This is a genomic window from Olsenella absiana (genome assembly GCF_036408855.1).
GTDB classification, from domain to species: domain Bacteria; phylum Actinomycetota; class Coriobacteriia; order Coriobacteriales; family Atopobiaceae; genus Olsenella_K; species Olsenella_K absiana.
On record NZ_JAZGJQ010000014.1, the window covers coordinates 1 to 24166 of the forward strand.

Here is a 24166-nt window from a genome sequence, read left to right on the forward strand (position 1 = left end):
GCAATCATAGGCGGATGACGCGGAAACGGCCCCTCCCGGGGCCGTTTCAGTTCCAGATCGTTGTTTTCGCCCGCTGAGCTGGGCCTATGCCGGAATCTCTCCCACAGAAACCACCGAAGAGCCAGTTTTATTCCCACTCTTTCACGCACGTTTGCTGTAGCGTCATTCCAGTTGGTTCTAGTTTGGTCGTCAGCTTCGACCGCTTTGTCGCCGAATCCCGCCGCGCATCTCCACGTAGGCGTTTGAGACAAATCCTGGGACAAAACCGCAAACTATTTCGAAACCGCGAGCCCGCAGTTTCATTTTTGTCCCCGGGACAAAAATGAGCTGGTTTTGAGGCTCGGAACAGCCCGAAATGGATGCCAAAACGGGTGGTCTTCCTCTTTAGCACCTGTCTAGCGAAGTGAATCGTAGCCAGCGGCTTTATCGTCTTGCATTTCCGCAGGTCAGATGGGATACGCAAGAGAGATGACTGAAAGAATCGTCGCAGGCGGCTTTGTTTGCAACGTTGAATCCATGCCGCTAAAGTTATCCTTATTAAACGCTACAGAAAGATAATCATCTTCCAGAGACCTCAGTGTTAGGCGAACTGAAAGCAAGGAATGCCTGAGCCTCATCATCGCATTTGAGATGCATGCGTGCCTCAGAGAGCCAGAAGCAGACAAAGCCATCTAAAAGATTGCCGCAAACTGAGCAAACCCCAATTTGGCGGGGAGCGGGTGCGGCTAGGGAAAGTTGCCGAATACGTTCGAGGAGTTACGTATAAGGCCGGGGAGGACCTGAGCGCCGAACTGGGCAAAGGATACGTTACCTTGCTTCGAGCGAACAACATCCAGAACGGGAAGCTGGTTCTCGACGACGTCCAGTACGTTGACCGCGCGAAGGTCAAGCCACGCCAACTGCTCAAGAAGGGTGACATCCTGATTTGCGCTTCGAGCGGGAGCAAGAGGCTCGTGGGCAAGGCTGCTTTTGTACCTGAGGATATGGATGTAACGTTCGGAGCGTTCTGCTGTGTGATGAGGCCTTGTGGAATCAACGCCGAGTATCTCTCCTATTACTTTCAAAGCAATGCTTATAGGAAGGCAATCGAAGAAACCTCTACCGGCAGTAATATCAACAATTTGAAAGCGAACGACTTAACCAACCTCTCCATTAAGGGCTACGGTTCGAATACTGGATGGATTTGCAGTCTGCTTCATTCAGCATGCGAGCTTCTTGATTCGGCTAACCGCCAACTCGCCCTCCTCGACGACCTCGTCAAATCCCGGTTTGTCGAGATGTTCGGGGATCCTTGCGATCCTGGAAGCAGCAGCGCGAAAAACGGAATCGATTCGTTCTGTGAGCTTCGAATTGGTCCTTTTGGTAGCGTTTTCACAAAGAGGACTACATAACGGGCGGGCGCCCTTTAGTCAATCCTTCGCATATTATTGGTGGCGCAATTAGACCTGATGAGAATTTGACTATTGATGATGGCAAATACGAAAGTTTAGCGTCGTATCATTTACTTCCCGGTGATGTTATATTAGGACGTCGAGGCGAAATCGGACGCTGCGCCGTAGTTAAAACGGACGGATTGATTTGTGGCACTGGCAGCATGATTATCCGGCCTGGCCAGAAGGTTAGAAGCGATTACTTGCAGCGGGTTGTTTCTTTTCCTTCCTTCAGCCATGCGCTTGAGGCCAACGCGATCGATGTAACAATGAAGGATCTCAACGCCAAAATTGTAGGTTCGGCCGAGGTCTTCCTTCCTGACCTCAAGGATCAAGACGCATTTATTACTCTCGTCTCTCAAATCGAGAAATAATTGGTAAGCGTCAAAATGACCGCGTAGCAGGAAACGTCCAGGACCATTCCGGCATACGGATGTAAAAGTCCTGGACGTTTTCATCTTTGCGTTGCGGTCATTTTGGCGCATACATCTCACTTTTTGCAGACGTAGAATACGAGTATTGGAATCAAAGGGGGATTCTCATGCGAAATATCGGTAAGGACGACCATCCGAAGCTGTGGTCGCTTATTTTCGTGCTTATCATCGCGCTAACCTTCTGTTGCTTCGCCATGGGCCAAGGGCTCAACAGTGGAACCAGCGTCTTCCTGGCAGGCCAAGGTTACGGTGCGAGCCTTGCCGGCGTACTTGCACTCGTCTTCTCCATTGCCGCCGCGTTAGCACGACTGTTCATCGGCCCTGTTATCGACAACGGCAAGTGCTCACTCGTTATCATCGCCGGCATCGCTATCCTCACAGCAGGAACAGCACTGTCCGCTGTCGTTCAAGGCATCCCCCTCTTCACAATCAGCCGTTTGCTGCAAGGTGTGGGCTTTGGCGTAGCAACAACAGCAGCCGCGACCGCCGCAGCAAGCGTCTTACCGCAAGAACGGCTTGGCGAAGGCATTGGATACCACGGCCTCGGACAGGCTATCGCCATGAGCATCGGCCCAGCCTTCGCACTTTACCTAGTAGGAACCGATCCCTCAACGAACCTCTATGTCGGCCTTGCCCTGGTTGGGTTTGCAGGGCTTGTAATCGCCCTCAACGCACGCTATGAAAGTAAATGGCAAACTCTGCCAAGCTCCAGCGCATACCGAATCAAAATGGAAACCCGGCTCGAACTCGACTCAAAAGACGGGCAGGCGCCCAGCCCCACCACGGTAACTACATCCGAAACAAATCACAGTGAAAAGTATCCTGAAGGCGACCAGGTGTCCAAGAGAACCCTGCGTGACTCATTCAACATCTTCGAGCCGCGCGCATTGCCTGGCGCCATCCCACAGATGATCATATGCCCCACTTTTGGCTTTGGCGTTTTCTTTGCTGGTCTGTACGGTACTACTCTCGGCTATACCCATGCCGGTCTCTTCTACACCATCAGCGCGGTAAGCATGATTATCATTCGCATGATTTCGAAGCATTTCATGGACACCGTACCTGCAATCAAAACAATGACCGGAGCCGTCGCGTGTGGCATCCTCTGCTGCCTTATGTTACTTGCCGCACCGTACGGGGAACCTGTCTTCCTGGCGTCCGGAATCTTCTATGGTCTCGTCACTGGCATAAGCATGCCACTTAATCAAAGCGTAGCGGTAAAGAACACCCCGCCAGAGCGCTGGGGCGCCGCAAACGCCCTGTACCTGCTCGCCAATGACCTCGGCATTGGCTTCGCAAGCGTAATCTGGGGCGTTATCAATGACTCATTCGGGTTCCAGACAAGCATCGTCTGCGTCATTGTCTGCCTTATCGCAAGCTACGCATCCGCCTGGATCGTCTACCCCGCCCGCGACAAGCGGTGGAGGCATTAGAGCGTTAGCGTCAAAATGACCGCGTAGCAGGAAACGTCCAGGACCATTCCGGCATACGGATGGAAAAGTCCTGGACGTTTCCATCTTTGCGTTATGGTATGCCTTAGGCCGCCATGTCGCTACAGGCCCTCCTCGGCGTTGTTCGCCATCTCGTCGTCGAACGCATCGGGGTCGATGTTAATTAAGAAGTCGTCAGGCATCTCTTTGGCCTTCTCGGCAGCGGCTGGGTCGAGCTTTCAGGACTCAGGCACCCTATCCGACCACGGCAGGAACGAGTCCACAACCTCATCGGTGAGCTCGCCGGTGTTGGGCATCTCGGTCAGCAGCCACTCGACGTAAAGCCTGGGATTGAGCCCGTTGGCCTTGGCCGTGGTGGTGACGCTGTATATCGCCGCAGACGCCCGCGCGCCGCGCGGCCATCGCTGAAGAGCCAGTTCTTGCGCCCTACGACGAAGCTTGGAATCCGCCAGACCGCCCCTGGTGAGTTCGATCCAGTTCAAGGCGGCTGCGTTTCTTCGGGGGGGGCGGCCCGGCTCTTCTTCCCTGAACCTGGCCAACCATGCATACAGACTTGACCTGCCCACATGGTTTAACTTGCACCAGCGCTCTATTCTCATGCTCGACGAGAGGCGCCACTCGATGCGCTCCGCCCACATGTTCCTGCGATCTATGCTCGCCTGCGTCACCGCAGCCTCCTCTTCCAGGATAAGTCGATGCGATGGTTCTGCCTCAAGCCCAGTGGGTTGTTAAGACGCGGTCATTTTGGCGCTTACAGCTCGCGCAGTCGATCAAGGCCTGGGCGGAAAAGCGCGTCGAGCTCGAGTGCGGCGAGCTCGACGAGGACGCTTACGCCGACTGGAAGGCCTCTTTCTGACATCTTCCCAGGTGAATTGATACTTCCTTGCGAACAGCCTCCGGTTCTCCGGGGCTGTTCCGTTATTCCCGCGTGGAATCGGCGCCCCGGAAGCCCCGTTCGAGGAATAATCGCGCGCCAAAATACAGCAAGATACACGGCGTCATTCGGCGGCATTCGGGGTCACCGAAACTGCGGAAACCGATTTTCGTGTTTCTTTATTCCCGTTTGTTGACCTGGGCAGATGCAACCGAAGAGGGCTTGAATCCGCCCCGCAGTTTCAACTCAGTTTCGGCCGTTCGAAATCGGCCCTCGGGGGACACGAATTGTGAATTATTCCCGCAGGGCACTATTATTCCCGTGCCGCCGAGTATTCCGCCGTACCGCCCAGTAGGGGTATGCGGGAACAATTGAGCCGTTTTTCCAGGTAAGCATGAAAAAAAGAAAGCCTCCGAACCAGAGGGTCCGAAGGCTATTATTCCCGTTATTTCGCTGGTGGCTTTGCTCTATGGCGACGCCGAAACGGCATCAGGCGGTACTCAGCAGCACCAAAACACGAGTTCAGAAGCCAGTTCCCGTTATTCCCACTCGATCGTCGCAGGCGGCTTGGGAGTGACGTCGTACACCACACGGTTCACGCCATCGACCTCGTCCACGATGCGGCTGGAGATGCGGCCGATTACGTCGTAGGGAAGCTTCGCCCAGTCGGCGGTCATGGCGTCGGAGGACTCCACCGCGCGCACGATAACCGGGCGCTGGTAGGTGCGCTCGTCGCCCATGACGCCCACGGACCTGATGTCGGGCAGCACGGCGAAGTACTGCCAGCAGGCGTGCTCGGAGTTGCGGTCGCCCGTCTCCTCGAAGAGCCGCTGGTTGTACGCGTCGAGCTCCTCGCGCACGACGGCGTCGGCCTCCTTCAGGATCGCGAGCTTCTCGGGCGTGACCTCGCCGATGATGCGGATGGCCAGGCCGGGGCCGGGGAACGGCTGGCGCCATACGAGCTTGTCCGGCAGGCCGAGCGCGATGCCCAGCTCGCGGACCTCGTCTTTGAAGAAGTGGTCGAGCGGCTCGATGAGGTCGAAGTGCACGCCGTCGGGGAACGGGATGAGGTTGTGGTGGCTCTTGATGGTCGAGGCCTTGCCGCCCGTCTTGCGCGCGCCGGACTCGATGATGTCGGGGTAGATGGTGCCCTGCGCCAGGTACTCGATGCCGTCGAGCTCCTGCGCGACCGAGAAGAACTCCTTCCAGAACTGCGTGCCGATGAGCCGGCGCTTCTGCTCGGGGTCGCTGACGCCGGCGAGCATCCGGGAGTAGCGCTCCTCCGCGTGCACGTGGATCAGGGGCACGTTGAACTGCTTGCGGAAGACCTCCTCGACCATCTCCGGCTCGCCCTTGCGCAGCATGCCATGGTTCACGAAGACGCAGGTCAGCTGGTCGCCGATTGCGCGATGCACGAGCGCGGCCGTGACGGAGGAGTCCACGCCGCCAGACAGCGCGAGGATGACCTTCTTCTCGCCCACCTGCTCGCGGATTTCCGCGACCTTCTCGTCGATGATGTTGTCCATGGTCCAGTCGGGCTCGAGCCCGCACACGCCGAACAGGAAGTTCTGCAGGATCTTGCGGCCGCACTCGGTGTGGCGCACCTCGGGATGGAACTGCGTGGCGAAGAGGTTGCGGCTCGCGTCCTCCATGGAGGCGACGGGGCAGGTCTGCGTGGCCGAGGTGACCGAGAAGCCCGCCGGCACCGAGCTCACCGCGTCGCGGTGGCTCATCCACACGGTCTGCTCCGCGGGCGTGCCGTCCAGGATGCGGCTCTCGCCCTGGCGAGCGAGGCGGGCCGGGCCGTACTCGCCCTTCTCGGTGTGGCCGACCTCGCCGCCGAGCTTGACGGCCATGATCTGCTGGCCGTAGCAGAAGCCCAGAACCGGTACGCCGAGCTCGAAGACGCCCGCGTCCATGTCGGGCGCGTCGTCGGCGTACACCGAGGCGGGGCCGCCGGAGAGGATCACCGCGGACGGACCCTTCTCCGCGAGCTCGGCCGCGGGGATGTCACAGGGGAAGATCTCGGAGTAGACGTGCAGGTCACGCACCCTGCGGGCGATGAGCTGCCCATACTGGGCGCCGAAATCCAGAACCGCGACAAACTGGCCGGGCGTTCTCGTCTGCATGCATCCTCCAATTGTGTGGTTTCTCACAAAACCGCAGTTAGGTGTATCATTCGTCTGTACCGACACTAATCATAAGCCTCCCGCGTTGGCAAGCCTTGGCAATCCGCTGCATGAAATCGGCGCGGGAATGTCCCCAGGGGAGTGCCCCTCAGTCTATCAAGACAATGCGTCCCAAGGGGACACACTCACACGATCGGAGACCCCGTGTCCGAATTCGATGGCTACGACACGCCCAGGGAGAACGGCTCCGAGGCAGACGACACGTTCCCCCAGCCCGGCGCTCGCAGGGGCCCGGGCGCCCACTTCCGTACGAGCGCGGGGGCCAGCGGTTCCGGCGCTCAGGGCGCGCCGGCCCACGCCAAGCACGCGGCGCACGAGCAGCAGCCTGGCGGCGCAGCCGACGAGACGCCCGCGTGGCAGGCGGCCTTCTCGCATGCGGACCCCGATTCCACAGCAGTGTACCTGGAGGCTGCGAGGCACCGCGCATCGCACGCAGCGCACGCGGACGCCGCCGCCGAGGCGGACATCGACAGGATCATGTCCGGCATGGGCGACGGCGCGGACTCCCCCGTCTTCCCCGATGCCTCTGCCGCCCCCGCCACGCCCGGCTCGGCCGGAGCAGCGGACGGTGCGCCCGACGGTGCCGACGCGACGGGCGACTACGAGGACGACGAGCCGACCGCGGTCCTGGACGGCGACGACATCGCCGCACGCGCCGCCTCGGACACGGGCACCACGGCCGACGGCGCCCTCGGCGCTGCCGACGCGGCTGGCTCCCCCGCCGGCTTCAAGCCGCTCGCACAGGTGGGCGAGGGCACCCGCAACGCCAAGGACGCCCCCAAGGAAAAGCCGAACCCCTACGACCTCGACCCCACCGGCAAGAAGGCCAAGCGCAAGCACCGCGTCCTTATCGGCGTACTGATCGGAATCGCGATCGTTCTCCTGGCGGGCGTCGGCGCAGTCGCCGCATACGTGCACAACATCAACACCAAGCTCACCAAGAACGTGGACAAGAACCTCGTCTCCGAGCTCACCGCCACCGAGCCCGGAGATCCCTTCTACATGCTTCTGCTAGGCACGGACCGCGACGAGGAGCGCGCGGAGAGCTCCGAGTACGGCTCGGATGACAGCGCCTACCGCTCCGACTCGATCATGCTCGTGCGCATCGACCCGAAGAACGTCAAGGTGACCATGGTCTCGATTCACCGAGACACCCTCGTCGACCTCGGCGAGCACGGACAGCAGAAGATCAACGCCGCCTACTCGATCGGCGGGGCGTCATACGCCACGCAGGTGGTGTCCGAGTTCGCCGGGGTCGACATCTCGCACTACGCCGAGGCCAACCTCGACTCGTTCGCCTCGGTCGTGGACCAGGTCGGCGGCGTCACCGTCAACCTCCCCACGCCGGTCCACGACCCCAACTACACCGGGCTCGAGCTCGAGGCGGGCGAGCAGACGCTCGATGGCCACACGGCAGCCCTCCTGTGCCGCTGCCGCCACGGCTACGACGCATACGGCGACGGTGACCTGTATCGCGCCGCCAACCAGCGCATGGTGATCGCCGCGGTCGTGCAGAAGGTCCTGCAGAGCGACCCCGCGACCATCGCGAGCACCATCACCACCATGGCCGACAGCGTCACGACCGACATGACCGTCGCAGACATCCTCGACCTGGCGAACCAGATGAAGACGCTCAACGTCGACACCGACATCATGACCGGCATGGAGCCCACGACCTCGAGCTACTTCAACTCCACCTGGTACGAGATCTGCAACGTGAGCTCCTGGCAGAAGATGATGACCCGCGTCGACCAGGGGCTGTCGCCCTACGAGGACAACTCCCAGGACGCCACGGTCGGCGTGGCCGGCTCCATCGGCAATGGCAGCGACCAGGACGATACGAGCGAGGACCCGACCTCCAGCGATGCTGGCGCGGACGCCTCCGAGACCACCACGACGGAGGTGACCTCGACGGCCGGCGCCAACGCCGTGGAGCCCACGGGCTCCGGGTCGAGCTCCTCCGGATCCGGGTCGAGCTCTGGGTCGAGCTCCTCCGGCTCCGGGTCGAGCTCCTCCGGCAGCCGACGTCGCAACTAGCGCCCAGCTCGTAGAGATCTCGCGCCGCCACCTGAGAAACAACAGAGCGCAAGGCATCACCGGGGCCCGCCGTTGACGGGCCCCGGTCTTTGTGGACTTCCGGGAGAAGAGGCCCGGCCCTCCCGCGGCTACTAAACTGGATGGACTGCAACTGCCGCCGCGCCGCCTTGGCGCAGAGAGTAACCCGAGGAGTCCGCTTGCTTCGCCGCAAAGACAAAGACCAGGGTACGCAGCCTTCCAGCGAGCCCACGCCCGTGCCGCACTACACGGCGCGCGTCCTCTCCAGGGAGAGCTCCTCCGAGAGGTACGCCAAGAAGCGGCGCGAGCGCTCCCGGCACCACGGCCTCAAGGTCGCGCTTCTCACCGCCCTCGCGGTCGTCCTGGCCGCCGTCCTGGGCGTCGGCGGCTACCTATACAGCCTCGGGTACCGCATCGGCACGAACGACCAGGATCTTCTCGCCAGCCTCTCCTCCACCTCCTACGACCAGCCCTTCTACATGCTGCTGATGGGCGTGGACACGGGCGAGGAGCGCCTCGCGGAGGGCGACACGGGGCGCTCGGACTCGATGATGCTCGTTCGGATCGACCCCGTGAACGTGAAGGTCACGATGGTCTCGCTGCATCGCGACACGCTGGTGAGCATCGAGGGACACGGCGAGGGGAAGCTGAACTCGGCCTATGCCTACGGTGGCAGGAGCCTTGCGGTCAAGACGGTGAACAAGCTTTCGGGCGTCGACATCTCGCACTACGCCGAGGTGGACTTCGACTCGTTCACCAGCATCGTGGACTCGATCGGCGGCATCACGGTCGACCTCCCCACCGACGTCTACGACCCCGATTACACGGGCCTCGACCTCAAGGCGGGCAAGCAGACCCTCGACGGCAACACGGCGCTGCTGCTGTGCCGCTGCCGGCACGCCTACGACGCGTACGGCGACGGCGACACCTACCGCGCGGCCAACCAGCGCATGGTGATCGCCGCCATCGTGAAGAAGGTGCTCGCGAGCGACGCCGCCACCAAGATGGGCGCCATCTCCTCCATGGCCGACAGCATCACCACCGACATGTCTCTCGGCGACATCTTCGGCCTCGCGAACCAGATGAAGGGCATCGACTTCGACGAAGACGTCTACACCGCCATGACCCCGACTGAGGGCTTCTACTACAACGGCGCGTGGTACGAGAAGCTCGACACGACCGCCTGGAAGACGCTCATGCAGCGCGTGGACGAGGGGTTGCCGCCGTACGAGGACAGCAGCCAGGACAAGACGCGTGGCGTCGCCGGCTCGATCTCGGACGCCGAGGCTGGCTCGGGATCAGGCGACGGCACGTCGCAGTCCGAGTCGTCGGATGGCGGCTCAACGGGCTCCACGGGCGGCGCCTCGGGCTCCTCCGGCGCCTCCGCGGGCGGCTCTTCGGGCAACGCGACGGGCTCCGGCACCGTGACGGTGCTCAACGGTGCGGGCGCCCCCGGGCTGGGAACCTCCGTCGCGAACCGCCTCTCCGCGCTCGGCTACGACACGCAGTCGCGGAACGCGGCGAGCTTCAGCTACACGAAGACCGAGGTCTACTACAACGGGGCCGACAACAAGCAGCGTGCGGAGGCCATCGCCAGCTCGCTTGGCAACGGCATCACCGTTGCCGCGAACGACGGGTCGGTCACCACCTCGACTGACGTCGTGGTGGTTGTCGGAGAAGCTCAGGCAGACCTGGCCGACCGATAGGGACGCGACGCAAGCCGTCGCAAGTAGTGGCTGGCCCGCGCGGCACCTCCGTCTCGCGCTTGGCTCAAGGTGAGGAACCGGTCGTTTTTCTTGGCCTGAGACGCCTGGTTTCGAACGCTTTCTCACCTTGGGCGATCCCTTGATCAAGGACGCCAAGGACAGCCAGGTCACTGCGGCACCAGGCCGGGTCCCGGGCCATACCTGCCGCCGAGTCGCCGAGCCGTCCCGAACGGCCCGTGCCTTGGGCCGCGACCATTCCATGGCTCGAATGACCGGCGGACACGAGGGGCGCCGCAATCGAGCGCGTCGGACTGGAATCGAATGCGTCGGACGCGCGTCGCTGAGCTAGCTTTGTTCGAACAACCGTTCGCCGATAAGACTCCGCCCCTCCCCTCTCAGCCCATCATCTGGCGTATTCTTCTGTCCACTTTCCTCTTGGTAGGAGGTGATACATGAGTACGCGGGGCCTAGCGATGCAGCGCCTCAGCCAGGCCTTCCACGGAGGCAAATGCCTTCATGCCAAGACCGACGCCGAACGGCAGAGCCTGCGTCGCCTGGTCAGAAACGGGCTCGTCTGCTCGCCTTCACGCGGTCTGTTCGTCCGCGCCGAGGACTGGAGGTCCCTAAACTCGCGCGCGCGTGCGCTCATGATCATCCGCTCGATGTCTGCCATGCATCCGGACTGGGTGTTCTGCGACGTGAGCGCCGCGGTCGTTCATGGTCTCGCCGTGTCGTTCCATCTGCTCGGACAGCTCCATATCGCCGTGCCCAAGTCACGCCATGGGAGAAGCACCACCAAGGTCATCCGTCATTCGACCGGAAGCTGCCCCGTCGTGCAGGTCGGCGGCATCAAGGTCACATCGCTCCCGCGCACGGTTCTCGACTGCCTGCGCGGGAGAAGCTTCGCCGAGGGGCTCGTCATCGCTGACTCCGCCCTCCGTATGAGCGGCGCCACCGCCACATCCTTCGAGGGGACCCTCAGGCGACTCGGCAGGGGCCTGCACGGCATTCGACACGCTCTCTCGACCTTGTCGCACGCAGACCCGAGAAGCGAGAGCGGGGGCGAGTCGTTGGCCCGTGCGCTCATGATAGAATTCGGGTTTCGTCTGCCTGAGCTCCAGGTAACCGTGCGGAGCACCCTAGGCGACGGCCATTTCTATCGGCCTGACTTCATGTGGAGGCTGCCAAGCGGAATCGTATACGGAGAGTTCGACGGAAGGGAGAAGTACGTCGATCCCGCCATGACGCACGGAGCGAGCGCCGCCAGCGTGATGGCCGACGAGCGGCTTCGGGAGTCACGCCTCAGCGCGACGGGTCGCGTTATGCGGTTCTGCTATGCGGACCTGCGCTCCCCTGCGCGGTTGGCAAGATTGCTTGATGGCTTTGGCATTCCTCGTGACAGAAGGCCCGTCTCGCTCGACTTGCGACCGAGTTCGCGACGCGAAAGGCCGACCACACGGCAGTCTACGCGGCGGGCCGCCATCACGGCGTGACATCCCTCGCATCCCAGTGTCGACTGGGGCCATGCCGAGCAGAGCATCCCACATCCACAAGCCACACGATTCCCCAGTGGCGCGCGTAGCGCCGGCGCTACGCTGCGTCGGGGCGTTCTCCGCACCGGCGCTATGCTGCGTCGGGGCGTTCTCCGCACCGGCGCTATGCTGCGTCGGGGCGTTCTCCGCGTCGGCGGTCCTGTCTAGCTCGGCAGCGCCCTCTAGCCCGGCGACGAGCGTCTCGTAGTCCGCCCTCAGCAGCGTTTCACGTCGGAGGTACCGGAGACGCTGGACACGCCCCCCCAGCCCTGACATCTGCTTGCTTACATCCAAGTTGAGAATCCGGTCGGATTCTCCTGTCCATCTGTCGCAGATACGACCGAATTCTCACCTTGGATTCCCGCGCCACGCCGGATGGCCTATCGTCTCACTCGAGCCATCCATTCTCATCCTACCCATCTAGGCCTAGACGGGCGGACGCAGAACGGCAACGGGCCCGACCAGCACGGGAGAAGATCCCGCGCCAGCCGGGTCCATCTATCTGGACGCCCGCGGCACCACCGCAGCGCCCATGGCGCCGCCGCAGCGCCAGCCGGACGCGCCGCCGGAGGCTTCGGCATCGCCCGGAGCGTCAGTCGACGTCGGTGCGCTTACTTGCTGCTGACGACCTCCTTGTCGGCCGTCATCTCCTTCCACTTGGCGAGCACCGCCTCGCGGTCCGGGCCGAACTTGGTCGTATCCTCCTTCATGAGCTGCGACGTGTCGAAGGTGCCGTCGACGCCCTGGACGTCCGGGATGCACATGAGGATGGTGCTCTTCTTGTCGATGCTGGCCAGGTACGCGAGGTTCTCGTCGTTGCTGAAGAGCCACTCTACGAACAGCTTGGCGTCGTCGACGTCATCCGCGTTCTTGAACACCGCGACGCCGTCGGGCATGTAGGGCATGCCCTCGCTCGGGTACACGAGCTCGAGGTTGCCGCCCGAGAGGATCTCGTCGAGCGTGCCGTCGATGTAGGTGATGCCGACCCCCGCCTCGCCGCTGCTCACGCGGGTGGACGGGTCGGAGCCGCGCTTGGTGTAGTACGGGATGTTCTGGTTCAGCTGGCTCAGGTACTCCCAGCCGGCGTCCTCGCCCATGTTCTGGAGAAGGGCGTCGACCGCGGCGTAGTTGGTGCCGGACACGGCCGGCGTGGACATGATGATCTCGTCCTTGTACTCGGGCTTCACCAGGTCTGCCCAGCTCGCGGGCTTGTTCGCGCCGACCTCTCCGAGGATGTCGTTGTTCACGATGAAGCCCACGACCGTGGCGCCCTTGCTGAACCAGTAGTTGTCCGGGTCCTTGAACGTGTCCGCGAACCGAGACGCCGCGTCGAAGTTGACCTGCTCGAGCAGGCCGGAGTCCTTGGCGGACATGAACGAGTCGATGCCGCCGCCGAACCACAGGTCGGCCGCCGGCGTGCCGCCCTCGGCCTTGAGCTTGGAGAGCGCCTCGCCCGAGGACATGGACACGAACTCGACCTCGCAGCCCACGTCCTGCGTGAAGCGGTCGAAGAGCTTCTGGTACGACTCGCTCGTGCAGATGACCTTCATCGTCTTGCCCGAGGTGGACTTGAGGTTCGTCTGGTTCGAGCTCGACGACTGGGCCTGGCTTGCGGACGACCCACCGTCCGTCGCGCTCGAGCCGGAACCCGAGCAGCCGGTCACGGCGAGCGCGGAGAGCGCGACCGCGGACGCGGAGCCGAGGATGAACGAGCGTCTGGACAGAACCTTCTTAGCCATTAGGCACCTTCCTTCCATTCGAGGGGGCGCGCCACGTCGAAGCGCACGGAATCCCCCACCTTCAACACGAGCGAGCGGTCCTGCCTTACCCTGACCACCTGCCCGTCGACATCGATCGCGTACTCCCACTGGGAGCCGAGGAACATCGCCTGCACGACCCTGCCCGAAAACGCCCCGTCTGGCGTGAGCCGCACGCCCTCCTTGCGGAAGGCCACGGTGCGGCCGTCTCCGAGCCGCAGCTCGTTCACGCTGCCCAGGAAGCGCGCGCAGTAGGCGTCGCACGGGTGGTCGTAGACGTCGAGCGGCGCGCCCTGCTGCACCACCTTCCCGTGATGGAGAAGGGCGATGCGGTCGCCGATCGCCATGGCCTCCTCCTGGTCGTGCGTGACGAACAGCATGGCGATGTCGAAGCGGCGCTGGACCGCCCTGACCTCCTCGCGCATGCGCACCCGCAGCCCGGCGTCCAGGTTCGAGAGCGGCTCGTCCAGGAGGAGCGCCTTGGGCTTGAGGACGAGGGCCCGCGCGAGCGCGACGCGCTGCTGCTGGCCGCCCGAGAGCTCGGAGGGGTACGCCCCCGCACGCTCCGCCATGCCCACCGTCTCGAGCATCTCCCGGGCGCTGGCCTCGCGCTCTTCTCGACCCATGCCCTGCAGACGCAGGCCGAAGGTGACGTTGTCGAGGACCGTCATGTGCGGGAACAGCGCGTAGGACTGGAACACCGTCGCCACCGGGCGGAGCTCCGGCGGGCGGCTGCCCATCTCCTCGCCATCGATGAGCACCTGGCCGGAATCCGGCAGCAGGTAGCCTCCGACGGCCCGGAGCGCCGTGGTCTTGCCGCAGCCTGAGGGCCCGAGGAGGCAGACGAGCTCCCCCCTCTCGACCGTGAGGCTGAGCCCGTCCAGGACCGAGGTCCCGCCGTATCCGACCCTGAGGTCGCGCAGATCAAGCATCGGCATGCTGACGGCGCCTCCTTCCCAAGAAGAGCCAAGCCAGAGCCGCGTCGACCACGAGCGTGATCGCGACGATCACGAGGGAGGTCGCGGCGGCCTGGCCGTACTTGCCGCCCGACAGCTGGTCGAACAGCTCGAAGATAGCGGTCTTGTTGCCCGGCGCGATGAGGAACAGGACCGCGCTGTAGGCGACCATCGCCGAGGAGAACGCGTTCATGAAGCTCACCGCCGCTGCGCGGCGCACGCTCGGCACCACCACGGCGAGCGCGCTCGCCAGCCGCGTCGCACCGACGTCGCGAGCGGCCTCCTCGAGGTGAGGGTCCAGCTGCGCGAGCTCGTTGGAGAACGCCTGCTGCGAGATGGACAGCTGCTTGAATGCGAGCACCAGCACCACGATAACGGCGGTCCCGGTGAGCTTGAGCGGCGGCCTGTTGAACGCGAGGATGTAGCCCAGGCCCACGCAGGTCCCGGGCAGCATGTAGGGCATGGTGATGGCGAAGCCGAGAAGGGCCTGGGCCTTGCGCGACACGCCGGCCCGCGCGCGACCGGCGCGCCCGCCGCGGCGGGCGGCGTGGCCGGCAGCGCCCGCGCCCGCACGACCCCGCTGAAGGAGGTAGGCGCAGACGAATCCCAGCACGCACGAGATGGCGGCCGACGCTAGAGCGAACCAGAGGCTCCTCGCGAGCGGCAGCGCCTCGTACTCGGCGAGGTGCCGGAAGTTCGCGTCGGTAAGCGGCGCCGTCCAGCTGATGCCCTGCGTGAGCGAGGCGTGCACGATCGTGGCGTACTGCATGACCATGAACGCGACGAACGCCCACGACACCACCGAGCACACGACGCCGAGGGGGCCATCCAGGGTCATCTGCGCCGCGCGGCGGTCGCCGACCATCTCGAACGCCGAGGTGGCCGTCCCCGCCACGCGCCTGCGCGACCGCGCGATGAGGGCGGTGTAGCAGGCGTAGACGACCACGGCGATGGCGCACAGCAGGATGCCGAGCACAGCGGCGCCGGCGAGGTCGGAGTAGCCGACGACCTGCTCGTAGATGGCGGTCGAGATCGTCTCGAAGCTCCCGCCGATCACGACGGGCGTGCCGTAGTCTGCCAGCGAGCGCACGAAGGTGAGCAGGAGGCACGCCCCCACCGACGGCAGCGCGAGCGGCACCACGACACGGCGGGCGACGGTCGAGGGCGAGGCGCCGAGGTCCCGCGCCGCGTCAATCACCGACGGGTCGATGTTGCGTATCGTGCTCAGGATGAGAAGGACGTTGATCGCGCAGAAGAAGACCGACTGCATGACCACGACGCCGACGGGGCCGTACGGACTCACCGAGAGGCCGAGAAGCTCGTGGGTGATGAGGCCGCGCCTGCCGAAGAGCTCGACGTAGGCAAGCGAGGAGACGAACGGCGGCGAAATGATGCTCGCGAAGACGAGCGCCACCACGACGTCGCGCGCCCTCGACCTCGAGTAGGCGACCCGCAGCGAGATAGCGAGCGCGAGCGCGGTCGAGATGACGGCCGACGCCATGCCGGCCAGGACGCTGTCGCGGATGAGGGCACCCCGGCTCGCGAGCTCGCCCGCGAGGTCGCTGCCCACCCCCTTCGAGAGCAGCGAGAGGACGGGGGCGACGGAGAACAGCAGCACGAGCGCGACGGCCGCGACCGCAATCGCCGCCCCCACCACCGCGGAGCGCCTGTGGCGCCTGAGGGTGCCCGCAGGCAGCGCGCCCCGTCCCTCGGGCGCAGGTTCTTGTCCGTCCATCGACTCCCCCAAAAAGGCCCCCGACGGGCGGGGGCCTGTAAGTTGCTAGCTTATCTATTGTAGGGATGGCTTTTTATAATCGCTCCCACGCTTCGCGCCCTTGCGCTACGCATGGCCGCGCTTTCGCCCATCGCGATGGCCCAGCGCACGCGGCGCCCACGGCGTCCACGGCGTCCACGGCACCAGGAACGCCTGCGCCCCCGCCGCTGTCGCGGTGCCCGGCGCTACACGTTGAAGCGGAAGACCATCACGTCGCCATCCTGGACGACGTAGTCCTTGCCCTCCATGCGCAGCCTGCCCGCCTCTCGGGCCCCCGCCTCGCCGCCGAGCGTGACGTAGTCGTCGTAGGAGATCGTCTCCGCCTTGATGAAGCCGCGCTCGAAGTCGGAGTGGATGACGCCGGCCGCCTCCGGCGCCTTGGCGCCGATGCGCACCGTCCACGCACGGACCTCCTTGGGGCCCGCGGTGAAGAAGCTCTGCAGCCCGAGCAGGCGGTAGGCCGCGCGGGCGAGCACCGCGAGGCCCGGCTCCTCGAGGCCGAGCGAGGCGAGGTACTCCGCCGCCTCCTCGGGCTCAAGCTCTGAGAGCTCGGCCTCCACCTCGGCGCAGATGGGGATGGGCGCCTGGCCGGCGATGGGCGCGAAGTCATCTGCGAGCTGGTCCTCGTCGCAGTTGGCGACGTAGAGGATCGGCTTCATGGTGAGCAGGAAGAGGTCGTGCGCGGCAGCGCGCTCGTCGTCGGTCATGTCGAGGTCGGCCGCACGGTTCCCGGCGCCGAGCCACTCGTAGAGGCGCTTTGCGACCTCGAGCCTGGGCTTCAGGTCCTTGTCGCGCTTGGCCTCCTTCTCGAGCTTGGGAAGGGCGCGCTCCACGGTCCCGTAGTCCGCGAGCACGAGCTCGGTCTGGATCGTGTCGGCGTCGGCGGCGGGGTCCACGCGCCCGTCGACGTGCACCACGTCGGGGTCGGCGAAGTAGCGGACGACCTCGCAGATCGCGTCGCAGTTGCGGATGTTGGCCAAGAACTGGTTGCCGAGGCCCTCGCCCTCGTTGGCGCCCTTCACCAGGCCGGCGATGTCGACGAACTCGACCGTGGCCGGCACGACCCTGGCGGGGTTCACGATGTCGGCGAGCTTCTGCAGCCGCGGGTCGGGGACGTCGACGATGCCGACGTTGGGGTCGATGGTCGCGAAGGGGTAGTTCGCCGCAAGCCCGCCCTTCTTGGTGAGGGCCGTGAACAGCGTGGACTTGCCCACGTTGGGCAGCCCCACGATTCCGATAGAGAGGGACACGTCATTCTCCTTTGTTCGTCACTCGCATGTCGCTGCGTCTTCGTTAGTTCGCCGGGCGCCGTCTGCGCCGGCGCTGGCCGCAACCTGCCCGCAGCCGCACCGGGCCGGGCTGCCGCGCGGGGCCGGGCCGCCGCACCGGGTCGCCTACTTGCCGTCCTTCTCGAGGTTCTCGAGGGCGTCCATGCCCTTGTCGAGCAGCAGCTTGCCCTTCTCCTTGAGCTCCTCCGCGCGGGCGCGGCTCTCCGCCGCCATGCGCCTGCGCCGCTCCGCGTCCTCGTCGGGGACGACGAGCTCCTGGGGGTCGCAGGGCACCATGGCTAGCGCGTCCTCGGGGCAGGCGACGGCGCAGGCGCCGCAGTTGACGCAGAACGCCGGCTCGACCGAGAAGTGCCCCTCGCGGTCGAGATCGTTGGCGTGGACGGGGCAGGCCTTGACGCAGTCGCCGCACTTGGTGCACCTGGAGGAGTCGCAGGCGGGGATCTCGAGCTTGAAGCCCTCCGCGAGGTCGGGGTACTTCTGCAGCGCCGCCATCACGAGCTTGCGACGCTGCGTGAGGATGTGGCGGCGGTTCTGGGAGGTCTGCGCGCCCACGGCCTTCTCGAGCGTGCGCTGCAGCTCCGTGAGCTGCTTGGTGTGCTGCTGGATGCGCTGGGCCACGGCCTGCGCGCCGGCCAGCGCCGGGTTGCCGCGCGAGACGAGCCTCGTGGCGGAGGTGGCCATGCTGCTGACGAACTGGCTGCGCCGGTACGCGCGGGACTGCTCGTGGTTGAGGCGCCTCTCGTCCACCTCGAGGCCCACGGACTCGCCGCTCAGCTCCTCGGCGGCGGCAATGGCGTCGCCGTAGCGCTCCTCGCCCGTGGTGGTGCGGCACCGGTCGCAGATGCCGACGGGCAGGTAGACGGAGAGGTTGGGGTACTCGCACAGCAGCGCGAACCACAGCTCCTCGGAGATGGCTCCCACGCACGGCAGGAGGACCTCGTTCTCCTTGGGAAGGCGCCCCAGCGCCCGCGTGCAGGTGACGTAGCAGTCCTCGTACTTCGAGGCCACCTCGGCGACCTGCTTGTAGAGCTGCAGCGGCGCCTGGCTGCCGCAGATGAAGACCTCCGTGGGGCAGACCGTGGCGCACAGGCCGCACTTGCGGCACCTGTCGTCCACCTTGACCGAGGAGCCCTTGATGGTGATCGCGTCCACCGGGCACACGTCGAGGCAGCGCGTGCACGCCTTGGGGTCGCGCGTGGAGCAGGTCACGCAGAAGATCGAGTTGACGCGCGGCTTGACCTTGTAGTCGGAGGGGTCGTAGACCTTGACCGTAGCGGGGTCCTGAATGAGCGTGCTGGCGACGTCACCGAGCGGGTTCTGGATCGCTCCCCAGTTGTCCTGGATGTCGATGATGTCATCGAGCAGGTCGCGCTTCTCGGCCATGCCCTCCCCTTCCTGTAGGAACGTGCAAGCTCCCATTCTATCCCACCCGCGGCCGGCCGGGCGGAGAAGGACGCGCGCCCGCGGCTGCGACACAAGGGGACGGCCAGGCGCCGTGGCACCTGGCCGTCCCTTGCGAAGCTCTTCTTGCCGGCCCCCGCCCCAGCCGGGCGTCGGGGCCAGCCGCGCGGGCAGCCGCCCGCGACTCCCGCCCGCAGTCGCCGCGGGCGGGGCTGGAAGCGGTGTCGCCTAGTAGGCGCCGCCCTGGCCGCCCTGGGCGGCAGCCGCGGAGATGGCCTCCTCGATGGTGGTGTCCTTCGGCTCGTCGGAGACGGTGGCCTCGGTGATGAGGATCAGCGAGGCGATCGAGGCCGCGTTCTGCAGCGTGGTGCGGGTGACCTTGACCGGGTCGAGCACGCCCATCTCGATCATGTTGCCCCACTGGCCGTTGGCGGAGTTGAGGCCCTCGCCCTCGGGCAGGCCCTTGATCTTCTCGACCACGACGGAGCCCTCGAAGCCGGCGTTGGAGGCGATGGTCTTCACCGGGGCCTGCAGCGCCTTGCGGACGATGTCCACGCCGATCTTCTCGTCGGCGTCGGCGCACTCGACGGAGTCCAGCGCCTTGGCAGCGGCCAGGAACGCGACGCCGCCACCGGCGACGATGCCCTCCTCGACGGCCGCGCGGGTCGCCTGCAGGGCGTCCTCGATGCGGTGCTTGATCTCCTTGAGCTCGGACTCGGTGGCAGCGCCGACCTTGATGACCGCGACGCCACCGGAGAGCTTGGCGGCGCGCTCCTGCAGCTTCTCCTTGTCGAAGTCGGAGGTGGAGTTGTCGTACTCGTTCTTGATCTGGGCGATGCGCTCCTCGATGGCCTCCTTGGTGCCGGCGCCACCGACGATGGTCGTGTTGTCCTTGGTGATCTTGACGGACTTGGCGCGACCGAGCATCTCGGCGGTCACGTCGGTGAGGTTGATGCCGAGCTCCTTCATGGCAACCTGGCCGCCGGTGAGGATGGCGATGTCCTCGAGCATGCGCTTGCGGCGGTCGCCGTAGCCGGGGGCCTTCACGGCGGCGACGTTCAGGACGCCGCGGAGCTTGTTCAGGATCAGCGTGGCCAGGGCCTCGCCGTCGACGTCCTCGGCGATGATGAGCAGCGGCGCGCTCTGCTTCTGGACGGCCTCGAGGATCGGCAGGATGTCCTGGATGTTGGAGATCTTCTGGTCGGTCATGAGGATGTAGGGCGACTGCATCTCGGCCGTCATGGTGTCGTTGTTGGTGGCGAAGTACGGGGAGATGTAGCCCTTGTCGAACTGCATGCCCTCGACGGTCTCGATGTCGATGCCGAAGGTCTGGGACTCGTCGACGGTGATGACGCCGTCCTTGCCCACGACCTCCATGGCGTCGGAGATCTTCTCGCCGATCTCCGGGTCGCCGGCGGAGATGGTGCCGACCGCGGCGATCTGATCCTTGGTGGAGACCTCGGTGGAGGCGCCCTTCATCTGCTCGACGGCGGCGTTGACGGCCTTGTCCACGCCGCGACGGATGGCGATGGGGTTGGCGCCGGCGGCGACGTTGCGCAGGCCCTCGTTCACGATGACCTGGGCGAGCAGGGTCGCGGTGGTGGTGCCATCACCGACGGTGTCGTTGGTCTTGGTGGCGACCTCCTTCACGAGCTGGGCGCCCATGTTCTCGACGGGGTCCTTGAGCTCGATCTCCTTGGCGACGGAGACGCCGTCGTTGGTGATGGTGGGGGCGCCGTAGGAGCGCTGGAGCGCCACGTAGCGGCCCTTGGGCCCGAGGGTGGTGGTGACGGCGTCAGCGAGGGTGTTGACGCCCTTGGCGAGCTTGGCACGAGCGTCGGTGCCGAAGACAATGTCCTTTGCCATGTTCTATGTCCTCCAAGTTGCTGGTTCTGACCTGAGACGCGGGGGCCGGCCGGCTCCCGCACGCGCCGGCGAGGCGCTAGTCCTCGATGATGGCGTAGATGTCGTCGGAGCGGAGCAGCAGGTAGTCCTCGCCGTCGATCTTGACCTCGTTGCCGCCGAACTTGCCGTAGAAGACCTGGTCCCCGGCCTTCACGTCGAGGGCGATGCGCTCGCCCTTCTCGTCGAACTTGCCGGCGCCGACGGCGATGACCTCACCGCGCTGCGGCTTCTCCTGGGCACCGCTCGAGATGTAGAGGCCCGTGGAAGTCTTCTCCTCCTTGGGGGCAGGCTTGACGAGAACGCGATCACCCAGAGGCTTGAGTGTCATTTAGAAGTACCTCCTTCTTGCGCGCCGTCCGGCGCAATGCCTTGACGCGGGCCCGACTGGCACCCGCGCGTTTCCAACAGTGAGGATGATACCCATATCTCTAGGTTTAAACCTCGGGATGGAAAAAACCTTCCTTCCTGCGACTTAGATTTTCTACTCCGCGCTACCTAAGTCTCCACCTAGGCCTCGGAGGGGCGCAGGCCCTCGAGCTCGGCCAGCCAGAGGCGCGCCGAGGCGTCGGAGGGCATGCGAAGGTCGCCCCTCGGCGAGACGGCGACCGTGCCCACCTTCGGGCCGTCCGGCAGGCAGCTGCGCTTGAACTGCTGCGAGAAGAACCTGCGGTAGAAGACCTCGAGCCACCTCAGGATCTCCTCGTCTGCATGCCCCGCCTCCGTCCCCTCGCCCAGCGCGTAGCGGGCGAGCCTCAGGACCTTGCGCGGCGCGAACCCGCGGCGCAACACCTGGTAGAGGAAGAAGTCGTGCAGCTCGTAGGGGCCGACGAGGTCCTCGGTCCGCTGGGAGATGGTGCCGTCTCCGCTCGCGGGCAAAAGCTCCGGCGAGACGGGGGTCGCCAGCACGTCGTCGAGCACGCGGGAGACGTCGGCGTCCTCACAGGTGTCCGCGACGTAGCGGACGAGGTGGCGCACGAGCGTCTTGGGGACGCCCGCGTTGACACCGTACATGGACATGTGGTCGGCGTTGTAGGTCGCCCAGCCGAGCGCGAGCTCGGAGAGGTCGCCCGTGCCCACGACGATGCCGCCCACCTGGTTGGCGATGTCCATGAGCACCTGCGTGCGCTCGCGGGCCTGGGCGTTCTCGTAGGTCACGGAGTGGTCGGCCTCGTCGTGGCCGATGTCCGCGAAGTGCTGGCGCACGGCCTTGGCGATGCTCACCTCGCGCAGCGTGCAGCCCAGGGCGCGCGCCAGGTCGACGGCGTTGCCGTGGGTGCGCGTGGTCGTGCCGAAGCCGGGCATCGTCACGGCGACGACGCCGTCGCGGGGAAGGCCGAGCAGGTCGTAGGCGCGGGCGATCACGAGCAGGGCGAGGGTGGAGTCCAGCCCACCCGAGACGCCGATGACGGCGGCGCGCGCATGGATGTGGGAGAGGCGCTTCGCCAGGCCGAACGCCTGGATCGAGAGGACGTCCTCGCAGCGCTCGGAGCGGCGGGCGGGATCGGCCGGCACGAAGGGATGGGGGTCCACCCGGCGCGTGAGCGCGGTCTCCTCGAGGGCGAGGTCGAAGGGCACGCGCAGGTAGGAGGGGCAGGTCGCGTCCTCGCGGAAGGTCGAGGTGCGCCGGCGCTCGGCCTCGAGCGCGCACACGTCCACCTCCGTCGTGGCGCGCCCCTCGCCGAAGGGGCGCGCCTCCGCGAGCAGCGCGCCGTTCTCGGCCACGAGGTCATGGGCCGAGAAGACCAGGTCCTGCGTTGACTCCCCCCAGCCCGCGCTCGCGTAGACGTAGGCCGCCACGAGTCGCGCGCTCTGGCCCGAGACCAAAGAGCGGCGGTAGTCCGCCTTGCCGACAATCGCGTTGGAGGCCGAGAGGTTGCAGACGACGGTCGCGCCGGCCTTGGCGTGGGCGATCGAGGGCGGGTCGGGGACCCAGAGGTCCTCGCATATCTCGACCGCGACCCTGAGCGCCGGCACGCTCGAGCACGAGAAGACCTGCGAGCAGCCGAACGGCACGTCGCGCTCGCCGAAGGCGTCCGTGCGCGTGACCTCGAGGGGCCCGGACACGAAGTGGCGCACCTCGTAGAACTCGTTGTAGTTGGGGAGGTTCCGCTTGGGGACGACGCCCAGGACGCGGCCGTGGGCGAGGGCGACGGCGCAGTTGTAGAGCTTGGAGCCCACGCGCAGCGGCGCCCCGATGAGGACGAGGGCGTCGAGGTGTGCCGTGGCGTCGCGCACGTCCGCGACCCCCGCCTCGGCCGCGCGCAGGAGCTCGTCCTGCCAGAAGAGGTCCTCGCAGGTGTAGCCCGTGACGCAGAGCTCCGGGAGGACGACGAGCTTGGCGCGCTCCCGCTCGCAGGCGTCCGTGACCTCGGCGACGATGGCGCTGACGTTTGCCTCGACGTCCGCGACCACGACCCTCGGCGAGCGCGCCGAGACCTTGATGAAACCGTCCCGCATGATGACCCCTCCCCGACGGGCGCGGGCTCGCCGCGCCCGCGCCTCGCGTCTCGTCGACGACGGACCCCGGCGTCCGGGCGCGCACGTCCGGCCGCCGGGGTCGACCTCGGGGTATAGCTTATCGCACGGGCGCCCGCAGGCGACGCGGGCGTGTGCGGGCGCTACTCGACGCCCACGTCCTCCAGGTAGCGCGAGAGGAAGGCGCGCGCGCGGGGCTGCCGGGGGTTGGTGAAGAGCTGCTTGGGGTCGCCCTCCTCGGCGATGACGCCCTTGTCCATGAAGACGACCTTGTCCGAGACGTTCTTGGCGAAGTCCATCTCGTGCGTGACGACGACCATGGTCATGCCCCCGGACGCGAGGTCGCGCATGACGTTCAGGACCTCCCCGACGATCTCGGGGTCGAGCGCGGAGGTCGGCTCGTCGAAGAGCATGAGGTCGGGCTGCATGCACAGGGCGCGCGCGATGGCGACGCGCTGCTTCTGGCCGCCGGAGAGCGAGGTGGACGGCGCGTCGACGAAGTCGGCGAGCCCGACGGCCGCGAGGTTCTCGCGGGCGCGCCTCTCCGCCTCCGCCTTGTCGCACTTGTGCAGCATCACGGGCGCGAGCGTGCAGTTGTCCAGCACATTCTTGTTGTTGAACAGGTTGAAGGTCTGGAACACCATGCCGATGCTCTCGCGCAGCTTGTTCACGTTGGCGCGCGAGTTGGCGAGGTCCTCGCCGTGGAACCACACGTGGCCGGAGTCCGGCGTCTCGAGCAGGTTGATGCAGCGCAGGAGCGTCGACTTGCCGGAGCCGGACGCGCCGATGATGGTGACGACCTCCCCCCGGTTCACCTCGAAGTTGATTCCCTTGAGCACCTCGAGCGAGCCGAAGGACTTGCGGAGGCCCTCGACGCGGACGAGCGGCTCCCCGCTCGCAGCGCCCCGCGCGCTCTCGTTTTCAGCCATTTGGGGACC

The 24166-nt window shown here is 65.5% G+C and carries 16 protein-coding genes and 1 pseudogene; 6 read left to right on the top strand and 11 right to left on the bottom strand.

Annotated elements, in window-relative coordinates; genetic code table 11:
• Positions 1-719: 719 nt before the first annotated feature.
• From VXJ25_RS09105 to VXJ25_RS09115, 3 genes are all read left to right on the top strand, one after another.
• A complete protein-coding gene (locus tag VXJ25_RS09105; protein ID WP_330958902.1) occupies positions 720-1391 on the top strand; it encodes a restriction endonuclease subunit S in 672 nt (223 codons plus the stop codon).
• A 65-nt stretch (positions 1392-1456) separates the two neighbouring features.
• Positions 1457-1804 carry a restriction endonuclease subunit S gene (locus VXJ25_RS09110; protein ID WP_330958903.1) on the top strand — a complete coding sequence of 116 codons (348 nt, stop codon included), beginning with the start codon at positions 1457-1459 and terminating at the stop codon, positions 1802-1804.
• Positions 1805-1971: 167 nt separating this feature from the next.
• Positions 1972-3297 carry an MFS transporter gene (locus VXJ25_RS09115; protein ID WP_330958904.1) on the top strand — a complete coding sequence of 442 codons (1326 nt, stop codon included), beginning with the start codon at positions 1972-1974 and terminating at the stop codon, positions 3295-3297.
• Positions 3298-3533: 236 nt separating this feature from the next.
• On the opposite strand, the pseudogene VXJ25_RS09720 reads toward VXJ25_RS09115, so the two are convergent.
• Both VXJ25_RS09720 and guaA read right to left on the bottom strand, forming a co-directional pair.
• A pseudogene (locus tag VXJ25_RS09720) lies at positions 3534-3626 on the bottom strand (hypothetical protein); the annotation flags it as partial.
• 1102 nt (positions 3627-4728) lie between these two features.
• On the bottom strand, positions 4729-6318 hold the full coding sequence (gene guaA, locus VXJ25_RS09125; RefSeq protein ID WP_330958905.1) for a glutamine-hydrolyzing GMP synthase: 1590 nt from the start codon (positions 6316-6318) through the stop codon (positions 4729-4731).
• Between the two features lie 204 nt (positions 6319-6522).
• Here guaA and VXJ25_RS09130 point away from each other — a divergent pair, with 204 nt between their 5' ends.
• The 3 genes from VXJ25_RS09130 to VXJ25_RS09140 all read left to right on the top strand — a co-directional run bounded on the left by VXJ25_RS09130 (position 6523) and on the right by VXJ25_RS09140 (position 11632).
• The gene (locus VXJ25_RS09130) at positions 6523-8415 is read left to right on the top strand and encodes an LCP family protein (protein WP_330958906.1); all 1893 of its coding nucleotides are present in this window, start codon (positions 6523-6525) and stop codon (positions 8413-8415) included.
• Between the two features lie 197 nt (positions 8416-8612).
• Complete coding sequence (locus tag VXJ25_RS09135; protein WP_330958907.1) at positions 8613-10139, top strand: LCP family protein; 1527 nt, start codon at positions 8613-8615, stop codon at positions 10137-10139.
• Between the two features lie 473 nt (positions 10140-10612).
• Positions 10613-11632, top strand: a complete 1020-nt coding sequence (locus tag VXJ25_RS09140) for a type IV toxin-antitoxin system AbiEi family antitoxin domain-containing protein (RefSeq protein WP_330958908.1) — start codon at positions 10613-10615, stop codon at positions 11630-11632.
• Between the two features lie 650 nt (positions 11633-12282).
• Here VXJ25_RS09140 and VXJ25_RS09145 read toward each other — a convergent pair.
• From VXJ25_RS09145 to VXJ25_RS09185, 9 genes are all read right to left on the bottom strand, one after another.
• Positions 12283-13410 carry an ABC transporter substrate-binding protein gene (locus VXJ25_RS09145; RefSeq protein ID WP_330958909.1) on the bottom strand — a complete coding sequence of 376 codons (1128 nt, stop codon included), beginning with the start codon at positions 13408-13410 and terminating at the stop codon, positions 12283-12285.
• Positions 13410-14366: an ABC transporter ATP-binding protein gene (locus VXJ25_RS09150; protein WP_330958910.1), complete on the bottom strand. Its 957-nt coding sequence runs from the start codon at positions 14364-14366 to the stop codon at positions 13410-13412. The genes VXJ25_RS09145 and VXJ25_RS09150 overlap by 1 nt, the downstream gene beginning before the upstream one ends.
• Positions 14353-16119 (bottom strand): ABC transporter permease, encoded by a 1767-nt coding sequence (locus tag VXJ25_RS09155; RefSeq protein ID WP_330958911.1) that lies wholly within the window; start codon positions 16117-16119, stop codon positions 14353-14355. Before VXJ25_RS09155 ends, VXJ25_RS09150 begins: the two co-directional genes overlap by 14 nt.
• A gap of 224 nt (positions 16120-16343) precedes the next feature.
• Entirely contained in the window at positions 16344-17408 is a 1065-nt protein-coding gene (gene ychF / locus VXJ25_RS09160) for a redox-regulated ATPase YchF (RefSeq protein WP_330958912.1), read from the bottom strand.
• 144 nt (positions 17409-17552) lie between these two features.
• Positions 17553-18830, bottom strand: a complete 1278-nt coding sequence (locus tag VXJ25_RS09165; RefSeq protein ID WP_330958913.1) for a 4Fe-4S binding protein — start codon at positions 18828-18830, stop codon at positions 17553-17555.
• Positions 18831-19076: 246 nt separating this feature from the next.
• The gene (gene groL, locus VXJ25_RS09170) at positions 19077-20714 is read right to left on the bottom strand and encodes a chaperonin GroEL (protein WP_330958914.1); all 1638 of its coding nucleotides are present in this window, start codon (positions 20712-20714) and stop codon (positions 19077-19079) included.
• A gap of 76 nt (positions 20715-20790) precedes the next feature.
• On the bottom strand, positions 20791-21081 hold the full coding sequence (gene groES / locus VXJ25_RS09175; protein WP_330958915.1) for a co-chaperone GroES: 291 nt from the start codon (positions 21079-21081) through the stop codon (positions 20791-20793).
• 179 nt (positions 21082-21260) lie between these two features.
• Entirely contained in the window at positions 21261-23210 is a 1950-nt protein-coding gene (locus tag VXJ25_RS09180; protein WP_330958916.1) for an NAD(+) synthase, read from the bottom strand.
• Positions 23211-23371: 161 nt separating this feature from the next.
• On the bottom strand, positions 23372-24157 hold the full coding sequence (locus VXJ25_RS09185) for an amino acid ABC transporter ATP-binding protein (protein WP_330958917.1): 786 nt from the start codon (positions 24155-24157) through the stop codon (positions 23372-23374).
• Positions 24158-24166: the final 9 nt, after the last annotated feature.